Here is a 19,258-nt window from a genome sequence, read left to right on the forward strand (position 1 = left end):
AGGCTGAGCGCCTACCCTGGATCCCGTGATCCGGACCGCGCTCAAGCCCGCCTGGCTGGCCCTGCTGGCGCTGCTCGTGGTCGTGGTGGTCTCCTTCTACGAGCTGGGGATGTGGCAGCTCGGGGTGAGCTCGAACTCCGCCTCGCGGGAGTTCGCGCAGGAGCAGGAGAGCCGCCCCACGGTGCCGATCGGCGAGGTCGTCTCCCCCCGGTCGACCTTCCCCGCGGACGGTGCCGGACGGTCGGTGGAGGTGGAGGGCAGCTACGACGCCACGCTGCAGTTCCTCGTCCCGGACCGCCTGCTGGACGGCCGCAGCGGCTCCTGGGTGGTGACCCCTGTCCGCACCGAGACCGGGAGCGGGCCGGCGCTCCTGCCGGTCGTGCGCGGTTTCGTCACCTCGCCGCAGGACGCCGGCACCCCCGGCGCCGGCGCGGTGACGCTCACCGGGACGCTGGCACCCTCGGAGTCACCCGGCCCGACCGGCCTGCCCGAGGGCCAGCGCGGCTCCATCGACACCGCCGACCTGGCCAACGACTGGGACGCGCCCATCTACGACGCCTTCATCTTCCTCGTCGACGAGGAGCCCACGCTCACCGACGGCTCGGTGCAGCGGGTGCCGCCCCCGGTCTTCGGGGAGAACGGCGTGGTGTGGCGCAACGTCGGCTACGGGCTCCAGTGGTTCGTCTTCGCCGGCTTCGCGATCTACATGTACTTCCGCTTCCTGCACGACGCGGCCCGCCGGGAGGCGGCGGACGGGCCGCCCCCGACCCTGCCGCCCCCGACGACACGTCCATCAGCACCCTCCGAGGAGACCCGACGATGACCCCCCGCGCCAAGCTGCTCTTCTTCCGGATCATGGCCTTCGTGGTCGGGGTCGGGCTGCTGCTGCTCGTCGCCCACATGATCCTGCGCTACGGCTTCGACAACCATGCCCTCGACTGGTGGCCCTCGCCGCACGGCTGGTTCTACATGGTCTACCTCGTGGCCACCGCCCTGCTCGGCTTCCAGCTGCGCTGGGGTCTCGGCAGGATGGTGGGGGTCATGCTCGCCGGCTGCGTGCCCTTCCTGTCGTTCTGGGTCGAGCACCGCGTCGCCGCGGACGCCACGGCCCGGATCGAGGAGATGCAGGCCGCCGCCGGTAGGGTGACGCCGTGACCTCGGCCCCCTCGCTCGACGTGCGTCCGGTGCTGGTCGTCGACTTCGGCGCGCAGTACGCCCAGCTCATCGCCCGCCGGGTCCGCGAGGCGGACTGCTACAGCGAGATCGTGCCGCACACCATGCCGGCCGAGCAGATGCTCGCCAAGGACCCGCTCGCGATCATCCTCTCCGGTGGACCCGCCTCGGTGTATGCCGACGGCGCCCCGGGGCTCGAGGAGGGCGTGGTCACGGCGGGGGTGCCGGTGCTCGGCATCTGCTACGGCTTCCAGGCCATGGTGCGCGCCCTCGGCGGCACGGTGGAGCGGACGGGCAGCCGCGAGTACGGCCAGACCGACGTCACGGTGAGCGGGCCGCCGAGCACGCTCTTCACCGGGCAGCCGGAGCAGCAGGTGGTGTGGATGTCGCACGGCGACGCCGTCACCGAGGCGCCGGACGGGTGCGCCGTCTCCGCGCGCACCCCCGGGGCCCCGGTCGCCGCCTTCGAGGACGACGAGCGCCGCCTCTACGGCGTGCAGTGGCACCCGGAGGTGCTGCACTCCGCGCACGGCCAGGAGGTGCTGGTCAACTTCCTCACCAAGGGCGCCGGGATCACCCCGTCGTGGACCAGCGAGAACGTCGCCGAGGGACTCATCGAGCAGGCCCGGGCCCAGATCGGGCAGGACCGGGTCATCTGCGGCCTCTCCGGTGGCGTGGACTCCTCGGTGGCCGCGGCGCTGGTGCAGCGCGCCGTCGGGGACCAGCTCACCTGCGTCTTCGTCGACCACGGCCTGCTGCGCGAGGGCGAGGCCGAGCAGGTCGAGACCGACTTCGTCGAGGCGACCGGCGTCGACCTCGTCGTCGTCGACGCCCGCGAGCGGTTCCTCTCCGCGCTGGCCGGCGTCGCCGACCCGGAGGAGAAGCGCAAGATCATCGGCCGGGAGTTCATCCGGGTCTTCGAGCAGGCCGCGCGCGACGTCGTGCGCGCGCACGAGCCGGGGGGGCAGGAGCAGGGCGAGGCACAGGGCGGTGCCGACGACCACCCGGTCCGCTGGCTGGTCCAGGGCACGCTCTACCCCGACGTCGTGGAGTCCGGCGGCGGCAGCGGCGCGGCCAACATCAAGAGCCACCACAACGTCGGCGGGCTCCCCGAGGACCTGCAGTTCCAGCTCGTCGAGCCGCTGCGCACCCTCTTCAAGGACGAGGTGCGCCAGGTCGGCCTGGAGATCGGCGTCCCCGAGGGCATCGTCTGGCGCCAGCCCTTCCCCGGGCCGGGCCTGGGGATCCGGATCATCGGCGAGGTCACCGCCGACCGGCTGGAGATCCTGCGCCGGGCCGACGCCATCGCGCGGGAGGAGCTCACCGCGGCCGGTCTGGACCGGGAGATCTGGCAGTGCCCGGTCGTGCTCCTCGCCGACGTGCGCTCGGTCGGCGTCCAGGGCGACGGACGCACCTACGGCCACCCCGTCGTCCTGCGCCCGGTCTCCTCCGAGGACGCCATGACGGCGGACTGGACCCGCCTGCCCTACGACGTGCTGGCCCGCATCTCCTCGCGGATCACCAACGAGGTCGAGGAGGTCAACCGGGTCACCCTCGACGTGACCAGCAAGCCCCCGGGGACCATCGAATGGGAGTGAGGACCACCCTGGCCCTCGCGGCCGGCAAGGGGGCCCGTGCCGTCTTCCGGCTCCGGGGCGGTGGCTCCGCGCTGCCCGGGCTGGTGACCGAGCGGATCGACCCGGCCGTCCTGCGGCATACCCTCGGCTCGCTGCCCCGTGGCGTGGTCGTCGTCAGCGGCACCAACGGCAAGACGACGACCACGAAGATGCTCGTCGCGCTGCTGCGCGCCCACGGGCTGCGGGTCTTCACCAACCCCACCGGCTCCAACTTCACCCGCGGCGTCATCTCCTCGATGCTCGGCGAGGTCGGCCTGCGCGGCCGGCTCGACGCGGACGTGGCCGTGGTCGAGCTGGACGAGGCGCACGCGCTGCACTTCAGCGCCCAGGTGCCCCCGACGCACTCCCTGCTGCTCAACGTCGCGCGCGACCAGCTGGACCGGTTCGCCGAGATCGACCACACCGCCCGGCTGCTCACCACGCTCGCGGAGCAGACCACCGAGGGCGTGGTGCTCAACGTCGACGACCCCTTCATCTCCCGCATCCGCGGCCACGTGCGGCAGGACGTCCGCGTCGGCTGGTTCGGGGTCGACCCCAGCATCGCCGACCGTCTGCCCGAGCTGCAGGAGGCCGACGTGCGCCCCGAGGACGAGGCGGGCGTGGTCCTCGACGAGCAGGAGCTGGCGGGCGCCGCGCTGCTCCTCCCGGCGGACGACGGGCGGGGGCTCACCGTCCTGTGCCCCGGTGGCGAGGACCTCGGCCCGGTGAGCCTGCGCCAGCGCGGGCTCGCCGCGATGATCAACGCGACGGCGGCCACCGCCATGGCCCGGCACCTGCTGGGCGAGGACTTCCGCGTCGAGGCGGCCGCCGCGGCGCTGGAGCGGGTCTCCCCGCCCTTCGGCCGGGGCGAGGTCGTCGACGTCGGCGGGACCCCGCTGGAGCTGGTGCTCGTGAAGAACCCGGCGGGCTTCACGGTCGCCCTGGGCACCTACGGCGCCGAACCGGTCGCCACGATGATCGCGATCAACGACAACTACGCCGACGGCCGCGACGTCTCCTGGCTCTACGACGTCTCCTTCGAGTCGCTGCGCGACCGGGGGGTGGCGCTGACCTCGGGCGTGCGGGGCTGGGACATGGCGCTGCGGCTGCGCTACGACGGCGTCGAGGTCGGCGACGTCGAGCCGGACCTGGACGCGGCGCTGGACCGCTTCCTGCGCGAGGCCGCCGGGGAGCCGATGCGCATCTTCTGCACCTACACGGCGATGATGCACCTGCGGCGCCGGCTGGCCGAGCGCTTCGGGCTGGCCCGCTTCGGAGAGGACCCGGAGGCATGAACGAGCCGACCCACGGTGAGGTGGCCCTGGCCCTGCCCGACGACGTCGCGGCGCTGGCGCAGTTGCCGGCGGACAAGGGCGAGGTCCACCTCGTCCACCTCTACCCGCGCGAGATGAGCATCTACGGCGACCTCGGCAACACGCGGTGCCTGGCGGCCCGGCTGCGCTGGCACGGCTACCGACCGGTCGTCCACGACCACCACCCGGGCGCGCCGTGGCCGGAGCGGGCCGACCTGCTGCTCGGCGGGGGCGGGCAGGACAGCGGCCAGGCCCGGGTCACCGAGGACCTCGAGCGGCACGCCGACCGGCTGCGCGAGCTCGCCGCGGACGGGCTGCCGATGCTCATGATCTGCGGCATGTACCAGCTCTTCGGCGAGGCCTTCATCACCGTGGAGGGCCAACGCCTCCCGGGGCTGGGGATCCTCGACGTCACCACCCGCGGCAACGCCACCCGGATGATCGGCCCGGTGGTGCTGGACACCGACTTCGGCTCGGTCGTGGGCTACGAGAACCACTCAGGGTCCACGGTCCTGGGGGAGGGGCAGCAGCCCTTCGGCCGGGTGCGGCACGGGCAGGGCAACAACGGCTCGGACGGGTACGAGGGGGCCCGCGTCGGCAACGTCGTCGCCTCCTACCTGCACGGCCCGATCCTGCCGGCCAACCCGGCGCTCGCCGACGGGCTGCTCGAGATCGCGGCCCGGCGCGCCACCGGTGACTGGGTCCCCGGGGAGATCGACGACACCGTCGCCACCCGGGCGCACGAGGCTCAGGTGCGCAGGTTGCTCGGCTCCTGAGCCGTCCCCCGGACCAGGGACCGCCCCGGGCCGAACCACCAGGCCGCGAGCGCCCCGAGGCCGAAGGGGACGACGACCACGTGGGCGTAGATGGCATACAGCAGGGCCGTCGCGGACGCCGCTCCCGGGTCCCCGCCCAGCAGCACGAGCATCCCGGCCGTGCCGACCTCGGTGATCCCGAGGCCTCCCGGGGTGATCGCGACGACGGTGAGCAGCTGCCGGAAGGTGTAGGCGCAGACCAGCTCGGCGAGCGGGAGGTCCAGGCCCACGACGCGGGCGGCGAACCAGTAGAGCCCGAAGAGCAGGACGAACTGCCCCGCCATGCCCAGCGTCATCGAGACCCCGCCGGTGCGGACCACGTGGGTGACCCGGCGCCGCTGGTCGGTGAGCAGCCGGTCCGGTGCCTGACCGCGCACGGTGGAGGCGCCGAAGAGGGCGAGCACCCGGCGCAGCGCCACGGCGAGACCCGCGGCCGCCCGGTCCGAGAGGACCACGACGCCCGCGACGAGGACGATCGCGGCCCCGAGCACGCCGGCCACCCAGGCCCCCCGGACCACGACCTCGGGGGCCTGCACCGGGCCGGCCACGAGGACCAGCGCCCCGACCACCGGGAGGGCGATCCGGGCCAGGACGTTCCACAGCCCGGTCACGAGGATGCTCGTCGAGATCGCCCGCAGCGCGAAGCCCCAGGAGCGGAACATCGTGCCCATGAGCGCGATCCCGGCGGCACCGCCCAGCGGCAGCAGGTTGGCGGCCGTGGCGGACACGGCGTTGGCCCGTAGCGCCTGCAGGTTGCCCAGGCCGGGCAGCGAGCCGATGAGCACCCAGGTGTAGCTGAACAGCCCGGCCAGCAGCAGCAGCGCCATGACGAGCGCCGTCCCGGGCCGGACCCGGGCCAGCTGGGCGCCGATCTCGGACCACGACGTCTCCAGGAAGAACGGCAGCCCGTAGGCGATGAGCAGGGCTGCGACGACGAGGCCGAGGACCGAGCTGGCCCCGTCGCGCCAGGTCAGGCGGCGTAGCGCAGGAGTGCCCTGCGCATCGCTCACGCCGTCCCCTCCGACACGGCGCGCGCCCCGCGATCGGAGAGCAGCCACCACAGGCCGGCGACGGGCAGCACCAGGGGGATGAAGAGGTAGCCCTGGCCGTAGTGGCTCCAGACCGTCTGGTCCGGGAACATCTGCGGCGCGAGGTAGCTCCAGGTCCCGACCGCCAGGACGCCGAGGAGCTCGACGGAGAGGGCGACCAGGCTGACCCACCACGCGGCACGGCCGCGCAGCGACAGCGAGACGAGCGCGACGACATACACCAGCGCGGCGACCGCCGAGAGGGTGTAGGCCAGGGGCGCCTGGTCGAAGCGGGTGGAGATCTGCGCCGCGGAGCGGGAGACGGTGCCGATGACGAAGACGAGGTAGAGGGCCAGGATCACCCGGCCGGGGCCGTGCCGCCGGTCGCCGGCGTCCGCCGTGGGCCGCCTCACGGGACCATCCCGATGCCGTACCAGATCTGCGCGGTGCGGGCACCCATGACCGCGACGACGAAGGCCGCGACGGCCAGCACGAAGGTGCTCCACCGGGTCGGCTCCTGACCGGCCCAGACGAGGGCCAGCGCCGGCAGCAGCAGGATCGTCACGAGGTAGGCCCAGAGCTCCCAGGACGGGCCGACCGGGGCGGCGCCCGCGAGCTGGCGGCCCGCGTAGGTCGCGCAGTAGGCGACGACGCCGGCCTGCAGCAGCCAGGTGAGCCCCAGCGTGACCCGGCCGGGCGGCCGCCCGTTGAGGCCCGCGACGAGGGTGACGACCGCGATGCCCAGCCCGCCGAGGAGCAGCACCAGGGTCGGCGGGTCGAGGTAGCCCGAGCTGGGAGTCACCCCACCAGCGTAGGCCGCGGGCTGTGGAGGACCGGACCGGGCATGTCGCCCGGGCTGCCTAGGATGGGAGGTGATGAGCGGCTTGTTCGACCACCTTCCCTTCGACGCACCCGTGCCGTCCATGAGCGCGCGTGCCGCGAGCGGCCACGCCGACCCGGGCGACGACGGACGTGGCGGGGTGGACGAGCGCGGCGTCCCGGCCTGGGCCGTCGCCGGCGCGAGGGGGCCGGGTGCTGCGCAGGGCCCCTCGGTCGCCGAGCTGCTCGCGGGCCTCAACGAGCCGCAGCGGGAGGCGGTCACGCACCACGGGAGCCCGCTGCTCATCGTGGCCGGCGCGGGGTCGGGCAAGACCCGGGTGCTCACGCACCGGATCGCCTACCTGCTGGCCGAGCGGCACGTGCACCCCGGCCAGATCCTCGCGATCACCTTCACCAACAAGGCCGCCGCGGAGATGCGGGAGCGGGTCGAGGCCCTCGTGGGGCCGCGGGCGAAGGCCATGTGGGTCTCCACCTTCCACTCCGCCTGCGTCCGGATCCTGCGCCGCGAGGCCACGACGGCGGGGCTGAAGAGCTCGTTCTCCATCTACGACGCCGCCGACAGCCAGCGGCTCATGGGGCTGGTCATCCGCGACCTGGACCTCGACCCGAAGCGTTACCCGGCGCGGGCCTTCCTGGCGAAGGTGTCCAACGCCAAGAACGAGCTGGTCGACGAGGAGGCCTTCGCGGCCACCGTCGGCAGCAACAGCTACGAGGTCAAGGTGGCCGAGGCCTACACGATGTACCAGCGTCGGCTGCGGGCGGCCAACGCGCTGGACTTCGACGACATCATCTCCACCACCGTGCACCTGCTGCGCGCCTTCCCGGCGGTCCGGGAGCACTACCGGCGCCGGTTCCGGCACGTCATGGTCGACGAGTACCAGGACACCAACCACGCGCAGTACTCCCTGGTGCGGGAGCTGGTGGGTTTCGAGGGCGACATCGTCGACGGCGGGAGCCGGGCGCTGCCGCCCGCGGAGCTGTGCGTCGTCGGCGACGCCGACCAGTCGATCTACGCCTTCCGCGGCGCGACGATCCGCAACATCGTCGAGTTCGAGGAGGACTACCCGCAGGCCCGGACGATCCTGCTGGAGCAGAACTACCGCTCCACCTCGACGATCCTCACCGCCGCCAACGCGGTCATCGCGCGCAACCCGAAGCGGCGGGAGAAGCGGCTGTGGACCGACGCGGGGGAGGGGCAGCGGATCGTCGGCTACGTCGCCGACTCCGAGCACGACGAGGCCTCCTTCGTCGCCCGCCGGATCGACGAGCTCGCCGACGAGCGGGGGGTCCGGCCGGGCGACGTCGCCGTGTTCTACCGCACCAACGCGCAGTCCCGCGCGCTCGAGGAGGTCCTGGTCCGGACCGGCCTGCCCTACAAGGTGGTCGGCGGCACCCGGTTCTACGAGCGGCGGGAGATCAAGGACGCGCTCGCCTACCTGCGGGTCATCGCCAACCCGGCCGACGACGTCAACCTGCGGCGCATCCTCAATACCCCCAAGCGCGGGATCGGGGACCGGGCGGTGGCGGCGGTGACGATGCTCGCCGAGCGCGAGCGCATACCCTTCGTCGCCGCGCTCGGCCGGGCCGGGGACGCGCCGGGCATCGCCTCCCGCTCGGTGGCCGCGATCGGCGGCTTCACCGCGCTGCTGGAGGAGCTCGGCGACCTCGCGGGCGAGGAGGGCTCGGGGATCGGCTCGCTGCTGGAGGCGATCCTGGACCGCACCGGCTACCTCGCCGAGCTGCGCGCCAGCCACGACCCGCAGGACGAGACCCGGGTCGAGAACCTCACCGAGCTGGTCACCGTCGCCCGCGAGTTCGACGACAACTACCCCGAGGGTGGGCTCGTGGACTTCCTGGAGCAGGTCTCGCTGGTCGCCGACGCCGACGAGATCCCCGAGGGGGAGGGCGAGCCGGGCACCGACGCGCCCGACCAGGGCGTCGTCACTCTCATGACGCTGCACACGGCCAAGGGGCTGGAGTTTCCCGTCGTCTTCCTCACCGGGATGGAGGACGGCACCTTCCCGCACCAGCGGAGCCTGGACGACCCCGACGAGCTGGAGGAGGAGCGGCGGCTGGCCTACGTCGGGATCACCCGGGCGCGCGAGCAGCTGCACCTGTCCCGGGCCGGCAGCCGCGCGGCCTTCGGCACGCCGCAGTGGTTCCCCGCGTCCCGCTTCCTCGACGAGATCCCCGACGAGCTCGTGACCTGGGAGCGCACCGACGCCGACCGGATGAGCATGACCGGGCGTCGCTCGGCGGCCGAGGGGATCGGCTGGTCCGGGGGGTATGCCGGTGGCTCGCGCGGCGGGTCCGGCTGGTCCGGTGGCGGTCGGCCGGCTGCGGTGCGGCTCGACCCGCGGGGGAGCGCGCCGAAGCGGGCGCGCAGCGAGGAGCAGGAGGCCGAGCTCGCCGGCCTGACCGCCGGGGACAAGGTCTCGCACGACAGCTTCGGCATGGGCACGGTGGTGCTCGTCGAGGGCACCGGCCAGCACACGATGGCCCACGTCGACTTCGGCGAGGCCGGCCTCAAGCGGCTGCTGCTGCGCGTCGCCCCCCTCGTCAAGCTCTGAGCCGGTGGTCGGAGCCCCGTGATCGCGCTGCGATAGTGTGCGACGCAGTGCCGCCGACGGCGCCCAGGAGCGTGCGGTCGTGCGGTGAGCACCGGCATACCGGAACCACCATCGACAGACGGGAACCGCAACTGTGGATCTGTTCGAGTACCAGGCGCGTGACATGTTCGAGAAGCACGGCGTGCCCGTGCTCGCCGCCGAGGTCGTGACCGAGGCCTCCGACGCCGGCCCCGCGGCCGAGCGCGTCGGCGCCGACAGCGGCGGCGTCGTGGTCGTCAAGGCCCAGGTCAAGGTCGGGGGCCGCGGCAAGGCCGGCGGCGTCAAGCTCGCCAAGAGCGCGGACGAGGCGGTCGCGGCGGCCGAGCAGATCCTCGGCATGGACATCAAGGGCCACACCGTCGGCGCGGTGATGATCGCCCAGGGGGCCAAGATCGCCGAGGAGTACTACTTCTCCCTGCTGCTCGACCGCACCAACCGCTCCCTGCTCGCCATGTGCAGCAAGGAGGGCGGGATGGACATCGAGACCCTCGCCGAGGAGCGCCCGGAGGCCCTCGCGCGCGTCCCGGTCGACGCCAACACCGGCATCGACGACGCCGCGGCGCGCCGGATCGCCGAGGAGGCCGGCTTCGAGGCCGGTGACGTCGACGCCCTCGCGCCGGTGCTCATCCGGCTCTGGGACGTCTACAAGAACGAGGACGCGACGCTGGTCGAGGTCAACCCGCTGGTCAAGACCGAGGACGGCACGATCCTCGCGCTCGACGGCAAGGTGACGCTGGACGGCAACGCCGACTTCCGGCACGAGGACCACGCCGCGCTGGAGGACGCCGCCTCGGCCGACCCGCTCGAGGCCAAGGCCAAGGGGCTGGGCCTCAACTACGTCAAGCTCGACGGCAACGTCGGGATCATCGGTAACGGTGCGGGGCTGGTCATGTCCACCCTCGACGTCGTCGCGTACGCCGGTGAGGACCACACCGGGGGCAAGGCCAAGCCGGCCAACTTCCTCGACATCGGTGGCGGCGCCTCGGCCGAGGTCATGAGCAACGGCCTCGACGTCATCCTCGGCGACGACCAGGTGAAGTCCGTCTTCGTCAACGTCTTCGGTGGCATCACCGCCTGCGACGCGGTGGCCAACGGCATCGTCGCGGCCCTGAAGATCCTCGGCGACGAGGCGACCAAGCCGCTCGTGGTCCGGCTCGACGGCAACAACGTCGAGGAGGGCCGCGCCATCCTTGCCGAGGCCGCCCACCCGCTGGTGACCATCGAGGCCACGATGGACGGCGCCGCACGCAAGGCCGCCGAGCTGGCCGCCGGCTGACCCCTGACGACGACAGACGTAAAGGAAGAAGAAGAGACCACCATGGCGATCTTTCTCAACAAGGACTCCCGGGTCATCGTGCAGGGCATGACCGGCTCGGAGGGCATGAAGCACACCCAACGCATGCTGCGCTCGGGCACCCAGGTCGTGGGCGGGGTCAACCCGCGCAAGGCGGGCACGACCGTCGACTTCGAGGACGGCGTGCAGGTGCCGGTCTACGGCTCGGTCTCCGAGGCGATGGAGGAGACCGGGGCGAACGTCTCCGTCCTCTTCGTGCCCCCGGCCTTCACCAAGGCGGCCGTGGTCGAGGCGGTGGACGCGGGGATGCCGCTGGCCGTCGTCATCACCGAGGGCGTGCCGGTGCAGGACACCGCGGAGTTCTTCGCGTATGCCCAGGCGCAGGGCGGCACCCGCATCATCGGCCCGAACTGCCCGGGGCTCATCAGCCCGGAGCAGTCCAACGCCGGCATCATCCCGGCCGACATCACCGGCCCCGGCCGGATCGGCCTGGTCTCCAAGTCGGGGACGCTGACCTACCAGATGATGTACGAGCTCAAGGACATCGGCTTCACCACGGCGGTCGGCATCGGCGGTGACCCGATCATCGGCACGACGCACATCGACTGCCTGCAGGCCTTTCAGGACGACCCGGAGACCGACGCCATCGTCATGATCGGCGAGATCGGCGGCGACGCCGAGGAGCGAGCCGCGGACTACATCAAGGACAACGTCACCAAGCCGGTCGTCGGCTACGTCGCCGGCTTCACCGCGCCCGAGGGCAAGACGATGGGTCACGCCGGCGCGATCGTCTCCGGCTCCAGCGGCACCGCCGAGGCGAAGAAGGAGGCCCTTGAGGCCGCCGGCGTCCGGGTCGGCAAGACCCCGTCGGAGACTGCCGAGCTCATGAAGGAGATCATCGCCGGCCTCGGCTGACGCACGCGACCGAACACCCCTTCGGTCCGGCTCGCACCGGACCTCCTCGCGACCGAACACCCCTTCGGTCCGGCAACCGCCGGACGGGAGGGGTGTTCGGTCGTCCTGGGGGCGGAGGGATCACCGGCGCGCCTCCCGGGTGCGGTGGCCCGCGTCCGTGACCATGGTGGCGATGACTGTGGTGGAGCGGGCCAGGGCCGGCAGGCGACCGGCGGGTGCCGTGTCCGGGGAGGAGATCCCCGGGCGCGGGCCGACGCTGACGATCCGGCGCCTCGGCGAGCTCCTCGGGGCGGGTGTCGCGGGCGTCGTCTGCGTCCTGCTGGGGGTGCTCGTGGTCGTGCTCCCGACGGTCCTGGCGTGGGTCGTCGAGCAGCGCAGCACCGCCAGCTTCTGGCAGACCGTGGGCGTCGGTGTCGATGTCTGGGCGCTCGCGCACCGCGCCGCCGTGAGGACCCCGGCCGCCGAGGTCGTGCTCGCCCCGCTGCTGCTCACCGCGCTCTTCCTCGCCCTGTGCTGGTATGCCGCCCGCCAGGTCGTCCTCAGCCGTCACCACCTCACGACCCGGGTGCCGCGGATCGGGGGCTGGCGCACGGCGTGGAGCGCGCTCGGCGGCTCCGACGGCACCGCCTTCGTCCTCGGCTACGTCGTGGCCGGGCTGCTCCTCGCGCACACCGCCAGCTTCGGGCTGGCACCCGTGCGGCTGGCCACCCTCGTGCCGGGAGTCGTCCTGGTGCCGCTCGTCGCCCTGGGCCTCGTCTGGTGGGGGGAGCACCGCCGCGAGGAGCACCCCGTCGTCGACGCCGGGCTCGCCTTCCTCGAGGCGCGGACCCCGGTCCTGGTGCGCCGCGCGCTGCCGCCGGTCGTGGAGGTCCTCGTCGGGCTGGTCGCCGTCTCCTTCCTGCTGGTGCTGGGCCTGCTGCTGCTGCGCGGCGAGCGGATCCTCACGCTCTACGGCTCCCTCGACGCCGGGCTGGTCGGCACCGTGGTGCTCACCGTGGGGCAGCTGCTCGCGCTGCCCAACCTCATGGTCTGGGCCTTGGGCTGGACCACCGGGTCTGGCGTCACCGTCGGCACGGCCCACGTCGGCTGGGGCGAGGCGACCGCGGGCGACCTGCCCCTGCTCCCGGTCCTGGGCGCGCTGCCCGAGCCGGGGTCGATGCCGCCCGGCATCTGGGCGATGGCCCTCGTGCCGCTCGTCGCCGGGGGATGGCTGGGCTACCGGGCCGCGGGCTCGGCCCCACGGCTGGCGACGTGGTGGACCAAGACGCAGATCATGCTCGCCTCCTGCGTCGCGGTCGCGCTCGTCGTGCTGGTGCTGTCCTGGCTGGCCACCGGGGGACTCACCCCGGGCCTGCTCGGCACCGTCGGCGTCGAGCCGTGGCGCACCTCGGGGCTGCTGCTCGCCGAGCTGGTCGCCGGCGGGCTGCTCGTGCTCACCGTGCTCCACCTGAGCCGTCGCCGCCTCTGATCAGAAGGGTGGGGGCTCTCCGGACGGGGTGCGCCAGCCGGTGGTGCCGGGCTCGTCTGTGTCGCCGGGGTCCGGTTCGGGTTCGTCGGTGGTCGCCAGGCCGAGGACGGTTTCCGGGGTCGGGGTGTGGGGGTCGGCGCCGTCGCGGCGGCGACCGGAGTGGGTGCGGGTGACCCACATCCAGCCGGACAGGGGGCCGCCGTGCTCGCCGGTGCCGGGGTGGTCGTCGGCGTCGGTGAGGAAGGCTCCGGGGCCGCGGTGCGCGATCGCGGCGTAGAAGGCGCGGTTGAGCAGGTCGCGTCTGGCGTCCAGGTCCTGGCGCAGCGCTGGGTGCTCGTGGGTGCGGGCAGGGTCCAGCGGCACGGCATGGTCGAGCGCCTCAGCCAGGTCGGGTGCTGCGCTGTACTGGCGGTAGTCGTGGACCCGGGTGGTCTCGGTCTGGCCGAGCAGTGTGGTCCAGGTGAGGTCGCGCAGGTCGTTGATCCGGGCGAGGGCGCGGCCGAGGGTCTTGAGCTGGTGGGGTGACTTGGCGAGGGCGACGAGGTTGGTCTCGGCCGTCGGGCCGCCGGGCCCGTCCGGTGCCCAGGGGGTGACGTGGTCGAGCTCGCACACGGCGCCGGGTTGGCGGGTGCCGGGGGCCCGGGAGTAGACGTCGGCGGCCAGGACCTGTCGACGCATGGCGGCGTCGGGGCGGTAGGCGGTGATCGAGCGTTCGACGAGCCGCCCGTCGGCGGGGTCGGTCAGCAGCCGGGCCAGGGTGGTGCCCGGGGCCAGGGCCAGCTCGCGCAGGTGCCCGGGGGACAGGAACGTCGGGTGCCGCCCGAGCACCAACCCCACGCCACGTCCTCGCCCGCTGGGGTCCGCGAAGGCAGAGTTCTCCCCCTGGTCGGGATCGGCGTGGGCCGTTGCGTTGCAGCTGGGGCAGGCGGGTCGGCCGGTGAGCGTGTCCCAGGGGACGATGACCTGGAGCTCGATGGTCGGCATGCCGCTGACGACCCGCGCGATGCCCTGCAGGTCGGGGGTCAGCAGGTCGGCCCACCCCTCGGGCGGGCCTGCCACGCCGTCCCCGGGGGACTGGTTCGATCCGGGGTCACTTTCGACCTGCCCGCCAGGCCCGCCAGGCCCGTCTGGGCTCGCCTCGTTCCCGCCGGGCGCGGCCGGGCCCGGGTCACTCCCTAAGGGCCTGTCCTGCGGGACGGGGAGCTGTCCGTGGACGAGCAGGGCCATGAGCACGTCGCAGCGCAGCTGGTCCAGGGTGCGCGGGTCGCCCTGCTTGCGCAGCAGCCGCGCGGCCCGCTCGATCCGGCTGTGCGCGGCGATGATGCAGATCGCGGGCCCGGTGGCCTCCAGGGTCGCGGTGCCGTCGTCGTGCACGGTGATCGTGGCCCGGCGGGCCCGGTAGGCCTTGCGCCGGCGTTCCCGCTCGGCCTGCGCGTCCTCACCCTCGGCCCGGGCGGCCTCCCGCGCCAGCGCCGTGGTGTAGTCGGCCTGGTGCCAGGGGCGCTCACGCAGGTCACCCTCGGGCGTCAGGCGCTCGGTGACGACCACGGCAGGGTCGGTCCCGAACAGGCCCTCGGCGACCAGGAGCGCCTTGTCGGCCTCGAGGGACCCGCAGCGCCGCCAGAAGGACCGCACCATCTCCCAGGTCACCTCCGCCCGGTCCAGCGCGCCGAGCACCAAGGTGCGCACCCCGTCCGGCGCGCAGGCCAGTCCCACGAGCTGGCGTGCCTCGGTGACGCCCATGCCCAGGCGGGCCTGCACCTCGGCGCAGGCGGCCCGCTTGGTCTCCGCCCGCCACTTCGTGCGCTGCCCCTGGCTCAGCTCCTCCACCGACGTGAACCCCTTCTGCGCCAGCACCGCCGCCCCGGTCACCGCCACGACGAGACGGGCCGCCTCCACCAGCCGCGCGTCCAGCCCCGCCCGGGTCGCCGCCACCACACCCAGGGCCTCCAGCGCAGCATCCTCCGCGCACCCCTGCGGCTCGATCGCCGTGACCGCCATGCCCTCACCCCCTCAGATGAAGCACCTGCTCCTTTCGCACGAGCCTAGTCGAACACCTGTACGAATGTCAAGCACTGAGTCGGCGGCATGTCCCTCACGTGCCTGATGCCTGACCTCTTCACTGACTCGACGTGTCACGAACACCCGTCCTGCCCACCCACCATCTGCAGCAGCCGAACCGGAATCCCGCCCACCAGAGACGACACCCCTAGGCTGATCCGGTGAGCACCTCCCACCCCCCGGCACGCGTCGTCGTCCTCGTCTCCGGGTCGGGGACCCTGCTGCAGGCCGTCCTCGACGCCTGCGACGACCCGGGGTATGCCGTCCGCGTGGTCGCCGTGGGCGCCGACCGTGAGGGCATTGCCGGGCTGGAGCGGGCCCGGGCCCGGGGCATACCCACTTTCGTCGAACGCCTCGGTGACCACCCCGACCGCGCCGCCTGGGACGCCGCCCTCGCCGACCGCCTCGCCGAGCACCGGCCCGACCTCGTGCTCAGCGCCGGGTTCATGAAGATCCTGGGGGCGCAGGTGCTCGCCACCCAGCGGGTCGTCAACACCCACCCGGCGCTGCTGCCCAGCTTTCCCGGCGCCCACGCGGTGCGCGACGCCCTCGACCACGGCGTGCGGGTCAGCGGGGCCACGCTGCACCTCGTCGACGCCGGCGTGGACACCGGTCCGATCCTCGCCCAGCGCGCGGTCGAGGTCCGCACCGACGACACAGAGGAGACCCTGCACGAGCGGATCAAGGTCGCCGAGCGGGAGATGCTGGTGGCGGCCCTACCCGGGCTGGCGCGCGTGCACCCGCTCGATGACGCCTAGCGTCGTCCGCTCGGACTCGAGCACCTCCAGGCCGGCCCCGGCCAGGTGGGCGAGCGGTCGGCGACCGAAGTGCTCCCCGGCGAGCGGCACGGTGACCGCGTCGACCATGGCCTGGGGTGCCCGCACCCACCACCGGTCCGAGGCGACGTGGTCGGCGAGCAGGAGCGAGCCGCCCGGGCGCAGGATCCGGACCATCTCGCGCAGCGCGGCACCCAGGTCCGGGACGCAGCACAGGGTGAAGGTCGAGACGACCGAGTCGAAGGCGGCGTCGGGGAAGCCCGTCGCACCGGCGTCGCCGTGCACGAAGGTGGCCCGCAGGCCCTCCTCGCGGGCCCGACGACGAGCCTGCTCCAGCATCGGCCCGCTGCGCTCGAGGCAGGTCAGATCTACCCCGGCGGGATAGTGCGGCAGGTTTGCGCCGGTGCCGACGCCGACCTCCAGCACCCGCCCGCTCGCCCGCGCGGCCACCCAGGGGCGGCTCGCCGCGAGGAAGCGCCGCTCCACCCCGGCCGACAGCTCGTCGTAGCGCGGGGCCAGACGGTCCCAGTGACGGGCGTGGGCGTGGGCGGGGTCCATCCTCCGAACCTAGCGGGGCCGGATCCGCCTCCGCCCGGCCCCGACTAGACTGGCCGCACACGACTGGCGCGGGTGGGGAACCACCGGGGAGTGACGATCGTGGGCATCGCCCGCCTGGGTGCCCGCAGCCGTCGACCGACGGCAGGCAGATCCGTCGAACCCCGAGGAGCGATCCATGACGTCGTCCACCACCGCCGCCGACGAGCGCCGCCCGGTCCGCCGGGCCCTGGTCTCGGTCTACGACAAGACCGGGCTGGACGAGCTCGTCACCGCCCTGCACGAGCACGGCGTCACCCTCGTCTCGACCGGCGGCTCGGCCGCGCGGATCGAGGGTCTCGGGCTGCCGGTGACCCGGGTCGAGGAGCTCACCGGCTTCCCCGAGTGCCTGGACGGGCGGGTCAAGACCCTCCACCCGCGGGTGCACGCCGGGCTGCTGGCGGACACCACCAACCCCGAGCACGTCGACCAGCTCGCCGAGCTCGGGGTGGAGGGCTTCGACCTCGTCGTCTGCAACCTCTACCCCTTCGCCGACACGGTCGCCTCCGGTGCCGCTCCGGCCGAGTGCGTCGAGCAGATCGACATCGGCGGGCCCTCGATGGTCCGCGCCGCCGCCAAGAACCACCGCAGCGTCGCCGTCGTGACCAGCCCGCCGGCATACCCGCAGGTGCTGGACGCGCTCTCCTCCGGCGGCTTCACCCTCTCCCAGCGCCGGGAGCTCGCCGCGCAGGCCTTCGTGCACACCGCGACGTATGACGTCGCGGTCGCCTCGTGGATGGGCTCGGTCCTCACCGACACCGGCGAGGGCACCGGCTTCCCGGCCTGGATGGGCGCGACCTGGGACCGGGCGAGCGTGCTGCGCTACGGCGAGAACCCGCACCAGCGCGCGGCGCTCTACACCGACGGGCAGGCGGACGCGCCGGGGCTGGCCCAGGCGGAGCAGCTGGGCGGCAAGGAGATGTCCTTCAACAACTACGTCGACGCCGACGCGGCCCGCCGCGCGGCGCACGAACACGGGGACCGGCCCACGGTCGCGATCATCAAGCACGCCAACCCCTGCGGCATCGCCGTGGGCGAGGACATCGCGCAGGCGTATGCCAAGGCGCACGCCTGCGACCCGGTGTCGGCCTTCGGCGGGATCATCGCGACCAACGCCCCGGTGACCGAGGCCATGGCGCGCCAGGTCGCCGAGGTCTTCACCGAGGTGGTCGTGGCGCCCGCCTTCGACCCGGCCGCGCTCGAGGTGCTCTCGGCCAAGAAGAACCTGCGGCTGCTCGAGGTCCCCTCGCCCACGCCGGGCGGTGTGGAGACCCGCGCCATCTCCGGCGGGCTCCTGGTGCAGGCGGTGGACGCCGTCGACGCCGAGGTCGAGGACGGCGGTGACGACGCCGCCCGCTGGCGCCTCGTCGCCGGGCAGGCTGCCGACGAGGCCACGCTGGGCGACCTCCAGTTCGCCTGGCGGGCGGTGCGCGCGACCCGCTCCAACGCGATCCTGCTGGCCGACGACGGGGCCTCCGTCGGGGTCGGGATGGGCCAGGTCAACCGGGTGGACTCCTGCCATCTCGCGGTGAGCCGCGCCGGGGACCGGGCCGCCGGCTCGGTCGCGGCGTCGGACGCCTTCTTCCCCTTCGCGGACGGGCTGCAGGTGCTGCTCGACGCCGGGGTACGCGCCGTGGTGGCCCCGGGCGGCTCCATCCGCGACGAGGAGGTCGTCGCGGCCGCCGAGCAGGCGGGGGTGACGATGTACTTCACCGGCACCCGACACTTTGCCCACTGACGGTCCCGCCCCGGCGGAGCCGCGGGACCGGGTGGCCCTCGCCCTCGTGGCCGCCGCGTCCTGCGGAGCCGTGCTCGCGCTGCAGTCGCGGGTCAACGGGACGCTCGCGGAGCACCTCGGCGGGATCCCCGCCGCGACGATCTCCTTCGGCAGCGGGCTGGTGGTGCTGACCCTGATGCTCGTCGTGCCGAGCCTGCGTCGCCGCGCCGCCGCGGTGTGGGTCGCCGTCCGCTCCCGCCGGTTGCGGTGGTGGCAGGTCCTCGGCGGCACCGCCGGCGGCCTGCTCGTCGCCGGGCAGACGTATGCCGTGCCGCTCGTCGGGGTGACCGCCTTCCTCGTCGCGATCGTCGGGGGCCAGTCGGTCAGTGCCCTCCTCGTGGACCGGGCCGGGCTCGGGCCCCGGCCGGCCCGGCGGCTGCGGCCCGGCCGGGTCCTGGCGGCCGGGCTGGCCGTGCTGGGCGTGGCGGTGGCGGCGGCCGCCCCGCGGGCGGGGGACGGGACGGGCGGTGCCGCGGATGGCTCCGCCGTGGTGCTGCCGCTGCTCGGCGTCGTGCTCATCGGTGCCCTCACCTCCGTGCAGCAGGCCTTCAACGGGGTCGTCACGGTCGTCGGGGGTGCTCCGCTGGCGACCGCGTGGGTCAACTTCCTCACCGGGACGCTGACGCTGCTGCTCGTCGGCGGGGCGCTCGCGCTGACGCAGGGGGTGCCCTTGCGGGCCGCCGGTCCGGATCTGCCGTGGTGGGCCTGGATCGGGGGCGTCATCGGGATCGGCTACATCGCGGCGGCGGCCTTCGCCGTGCAGCACCTGCCCGTCCTCGTCTTCGTCCTCGTGGCGGTGACGACGCAGCTCGTCGTGGGTATCCTGCTCGACGCGCTCAGCCCCGCCGGCGCGACGGTGCTCAGCCCACAGGTCCTGCTCGGGGTGCTGCTGGCAGTACTGGCCTCGCTCTGGTCGGCGCTCGCCCGGGAGCGCGTCCCCGCCGCGCCGCGCGGCGGACCGGTGGCGGGCCACCGGTAG

17 protein-coding genes and 1 riboswitch are annotated in these 19,258 nt (G+C 73.6%); of the genes, 12 read left to right on the forward strand and 5 right to left on the reverse strand.

Annotated features, from left to right (window positions below):
- The first annotated feature begins 25 nt into the window (after positions 1 to 25).
- From SGUI_RS15630 to SGUI_RS15650, 5 genes are read left to right on the forward strand one after another with little or no spacing between them, the layout of a single operon-like run.
- Positions 26 to 823 (forward strand): SURF1 family protein, encoded by a 798-nt coding sequence (locus SGUI_RS15630; RefSeq protein ID WP_066641796.1) that lies wholly within the window; start codon positions 26 to 28, stop codon positions 821 to 823.
- Entirely contained in the window at positions 820 to 1,155 is a 336-nt protein-coding gene (locus SGUI_RS15635) for a DUF3817 domain-containing protein (protein ID WP_066641798.1), read from the forward strand. Before SGUI_RS15630 ends, SGUI_RS15635 begins: the two co-directional genes overlap by 4 nt.
- Complete coding sequence (guaA, locus tag SGUI_RS15640; protein WP_066641806.1) at positions 1,152 to 2,771, forward strand: glutamine-hydrolyzing GMP synthase; 1,620 nt, start codon at positions 1,152 to 1,154, stop codon at positions 2,769 to 2,771. Before SGUI_RS15635 ends, guaA begins: the two co-directional genes overlap by 4 nt.
- Positions 2,762 to 4,084: a Mur ligase family protein gene (locus SGUI_RS15645; protein WP_066641816.1), complete on the forward strand. Its 1,323-nt coding sequence runs from the start codon at positions 2,762 to 2,764 to the stop codon at positions 4,082 to 4,084. The genes guaA and SGUI_RS15645 overlap by 10 nt, the downstream gene beginning before the upstream one ends.
- The gene (locus SGUI_RS15650) at positions 4,081 to 4,878 is read left to right on the forward strand and encodes a type 1 glutamine amidotransferase (RefSeq protein WP_237141386.1); all 798 of its coding nucleotides are present in this window, start codon (positions 4,081 to 4,083) and stop codon (positions 4,876 to 4,878) included. The genes SGUI_RS15645 and SGUI_RS15650 overlap by 4 nt, the downstream gene beginning before the upstream one ends.
- Here SGUI_RS15650 and SGUI_RS15655 read toward each other — a convergent pair.
- The 3 genes from SGUI_RS15655 to SGUI_RS15665 are packed head-to-tail and all read right to left on the reverse strand — an operon-like array spanning position 4,851 to position 6,747.
- A complete protein-coding gene (locus SGUI_RS15655) occupies positions 4,851 to 5,927 on the reverse strand; it encodes a lysylphosphatidylglycerol synthase transmembrane domain-containing protein (RefSeq protein WP_066641821.1) in 1,077 nt (358 codons plus the stop codon). The genes SGUI_RS15650 and SGUI_RS15655 overlap by 28 nt on opposite strands.
- The gene (locus tag SGUI_RS15660; RefSeq protein WP_066641822.1) at positions 5,924 to 6,358 is read right to left on the reverse strand and encodes a hypothetical protein; all 435 of its coding nucleotides are present in this window, start codon (positions 6,356 to 6,358) and stop codon (positions 5,924 to 5,926) included. Before SGUI_RS15660 ends, SGUI_RS15655 begins: the two co-directional genes overlap by 4 nt.
- Complete coding sequence (locus SGUI_RS15665; RefSeq protein WP_083190741.1) at positions 6,355 to 6,747, reverse strand: hypothetical protein; 393 nt, start codon at positions 6,745 to 6,747, stop codon at positions 6,355 to 6,357. The genes SGUI_RS15660 and SGUI_RS15665 overlap by 4 nt, the downstream gene beginning before the upstream one ends.
- Positions 6,748 to 6,820: 73 nt before the next feature.
- On the opposite strand from SGUI_RS15665, the gene pcrA reads away from it, so the two are divergent.
- The 4 genes from pcrA to SGUI_RS15685 all read left to right on the forward strand — a co-directional run bounded on the left by pcrA (position 6,821) and on the right by SGUI_RS15685 (position 13,071).
- Entirely contained in the window at positions 6,821 to 9,355 is a 2,535-nt protein-coding gene (gene pcrA, locus SGUI_RS15670; RefSeq protein ID WP_066641823.1) for a DNA helicase PcrA, read from the forward strand.
- 133 nt (positions 9,356 to 9,488) lie between these two features.
- A complete protein-coding gene (gene sucC / locus SGUI_RS15675) occupies positions 9,489 to 10,670 on the forward strand; it encodes an ADP-forming succinate--CoA ligase subunit beta (protein ID WP_066641825.1) in 1,182 nt (393 codons plus the stop codon).
- A 42-nt stretch (positions 10,671 to 10,712) separates the two neighbouring features.
- Positions 10,713 to 11,603 (forward strand): succinate--CoA ligase subunit alpha, encoded by an 891-nt coding sequence (gene sucD / locus SGUI_RS15680; RefSeq protein WP_066641828.1) that lies wholly within the window; start codon positions 10,713 to 10,715, stop codon positions 11,601 to 11,603.
- Between the two features lie 172 nt (positions 11,604 to 11,775).
- Positions 11,776 to 13,071 (forward strand): cell division protein PerM, encoded by a 1,296-nt coding sequence (locus SGUI_RS15685; RefSeq protein WP_157621878.1) that lies wholly within the window; start codon positions 11,776 to 11,778, stop codon positions 13,069 to 13,071.
- Here the strand turns inward: SGUI_RS15685 and SGUI_RS15690 are convergent, their stop codons facing one another.
- The gene (locus SGUI_RS15690; RefSeq protein ID WP_066641831.1) at positions 13,072 to 15,072 is read right to left on the reverse strand and encodes an HNH endonuclease signature motif containing protein; all 2,001 of its coding nucleotides are present in this window, start codon (positions 15,070 to 15,072) and stop codon (positions 13,072 to 13,074) included.
- 221 nt (positions 15,073 to 15,293) lie between these two features.
- On the opposite strand from SGUI_RS15690, the gene purN reads away from it, so the two are divergent.
- On the forward strand, positions 15,294 to 15,890 hold the full coding sequence (gene purN, locus SGUI_RS15695; protein ID WP_066641834.1) for a phosphoribosylglycinamide formyltransferase: 597 nt from the start codon (positions 15,294 to 15,296) through the stop codon (positions 15,888 to 15,890).
- Here the strand turns inward: purN and SGUI_RS15700 are convergent.
- Complete coding sequence (locus SGUI_RS15700) at positions 15,849 to 16,466, reverse strand: class I SAM-dependent methyltransferase (protein ID WP_066641838.1); 618 nt, start codon at positions 16,464 to 16,466, stop codon at positions 15,849 to 15,851. The two genes, purN and SGUI_RS15700, sit on opposite strands and share 42 nt — an antisense overlap.
- Positions 16,467 to 16,515: 49 nt before the next feature.
- A riboswitch (ZMP/ZTP riboswitch) is annotated at positions 16,516 to 16,593 on the forward strand.
- A 48-nt stretch (positions 16,594 to 16,641) separates the two neighbouring features.
- Between SGUI_RS15700 and purH the strand changes: the two genes are divergently transcribed.
- Both purH and SGUI_RS15710 read left to right on the forward strand, forming a co-directional pair.
- Entirely contained in the window at positions 16,642 to 18,240 is a 1,599-nt protein-coding gene (gene purH / locus SGUI_RS15705; RefSeq protein WP_066641839.1) for a bifunctional phosphoribosylaminoimidazolecarboxamide formyltransferase/IMP cyclohydrolase, read from the forward strand.
- A complete protein-coding gene (locus SGUI_RS15710) occupies positions 18,230 to 19,258 on the forward strand; it encodes a DMT family transporter (RefSeq protein WP_066641843.1) in 1,029 nt (342 codons plus the stop codon). The genes purH and SGUI_RS15710 overlap by 11 nt, the downstream gene beginning before the upstream one ends.

The sequence above is a fragment of the Serinicoccus hydrothermalis genome (assembly GCF_001685415.1).
In the GTDB taxonomy this organism is placed as follows: domain Bacteria; phylum Actinomycetota; class Actinomycetes; order Actinomycetales; family Dermatophilaceae; genus Ornithinicoccus; species Ornithinicoccus hydrothermalis.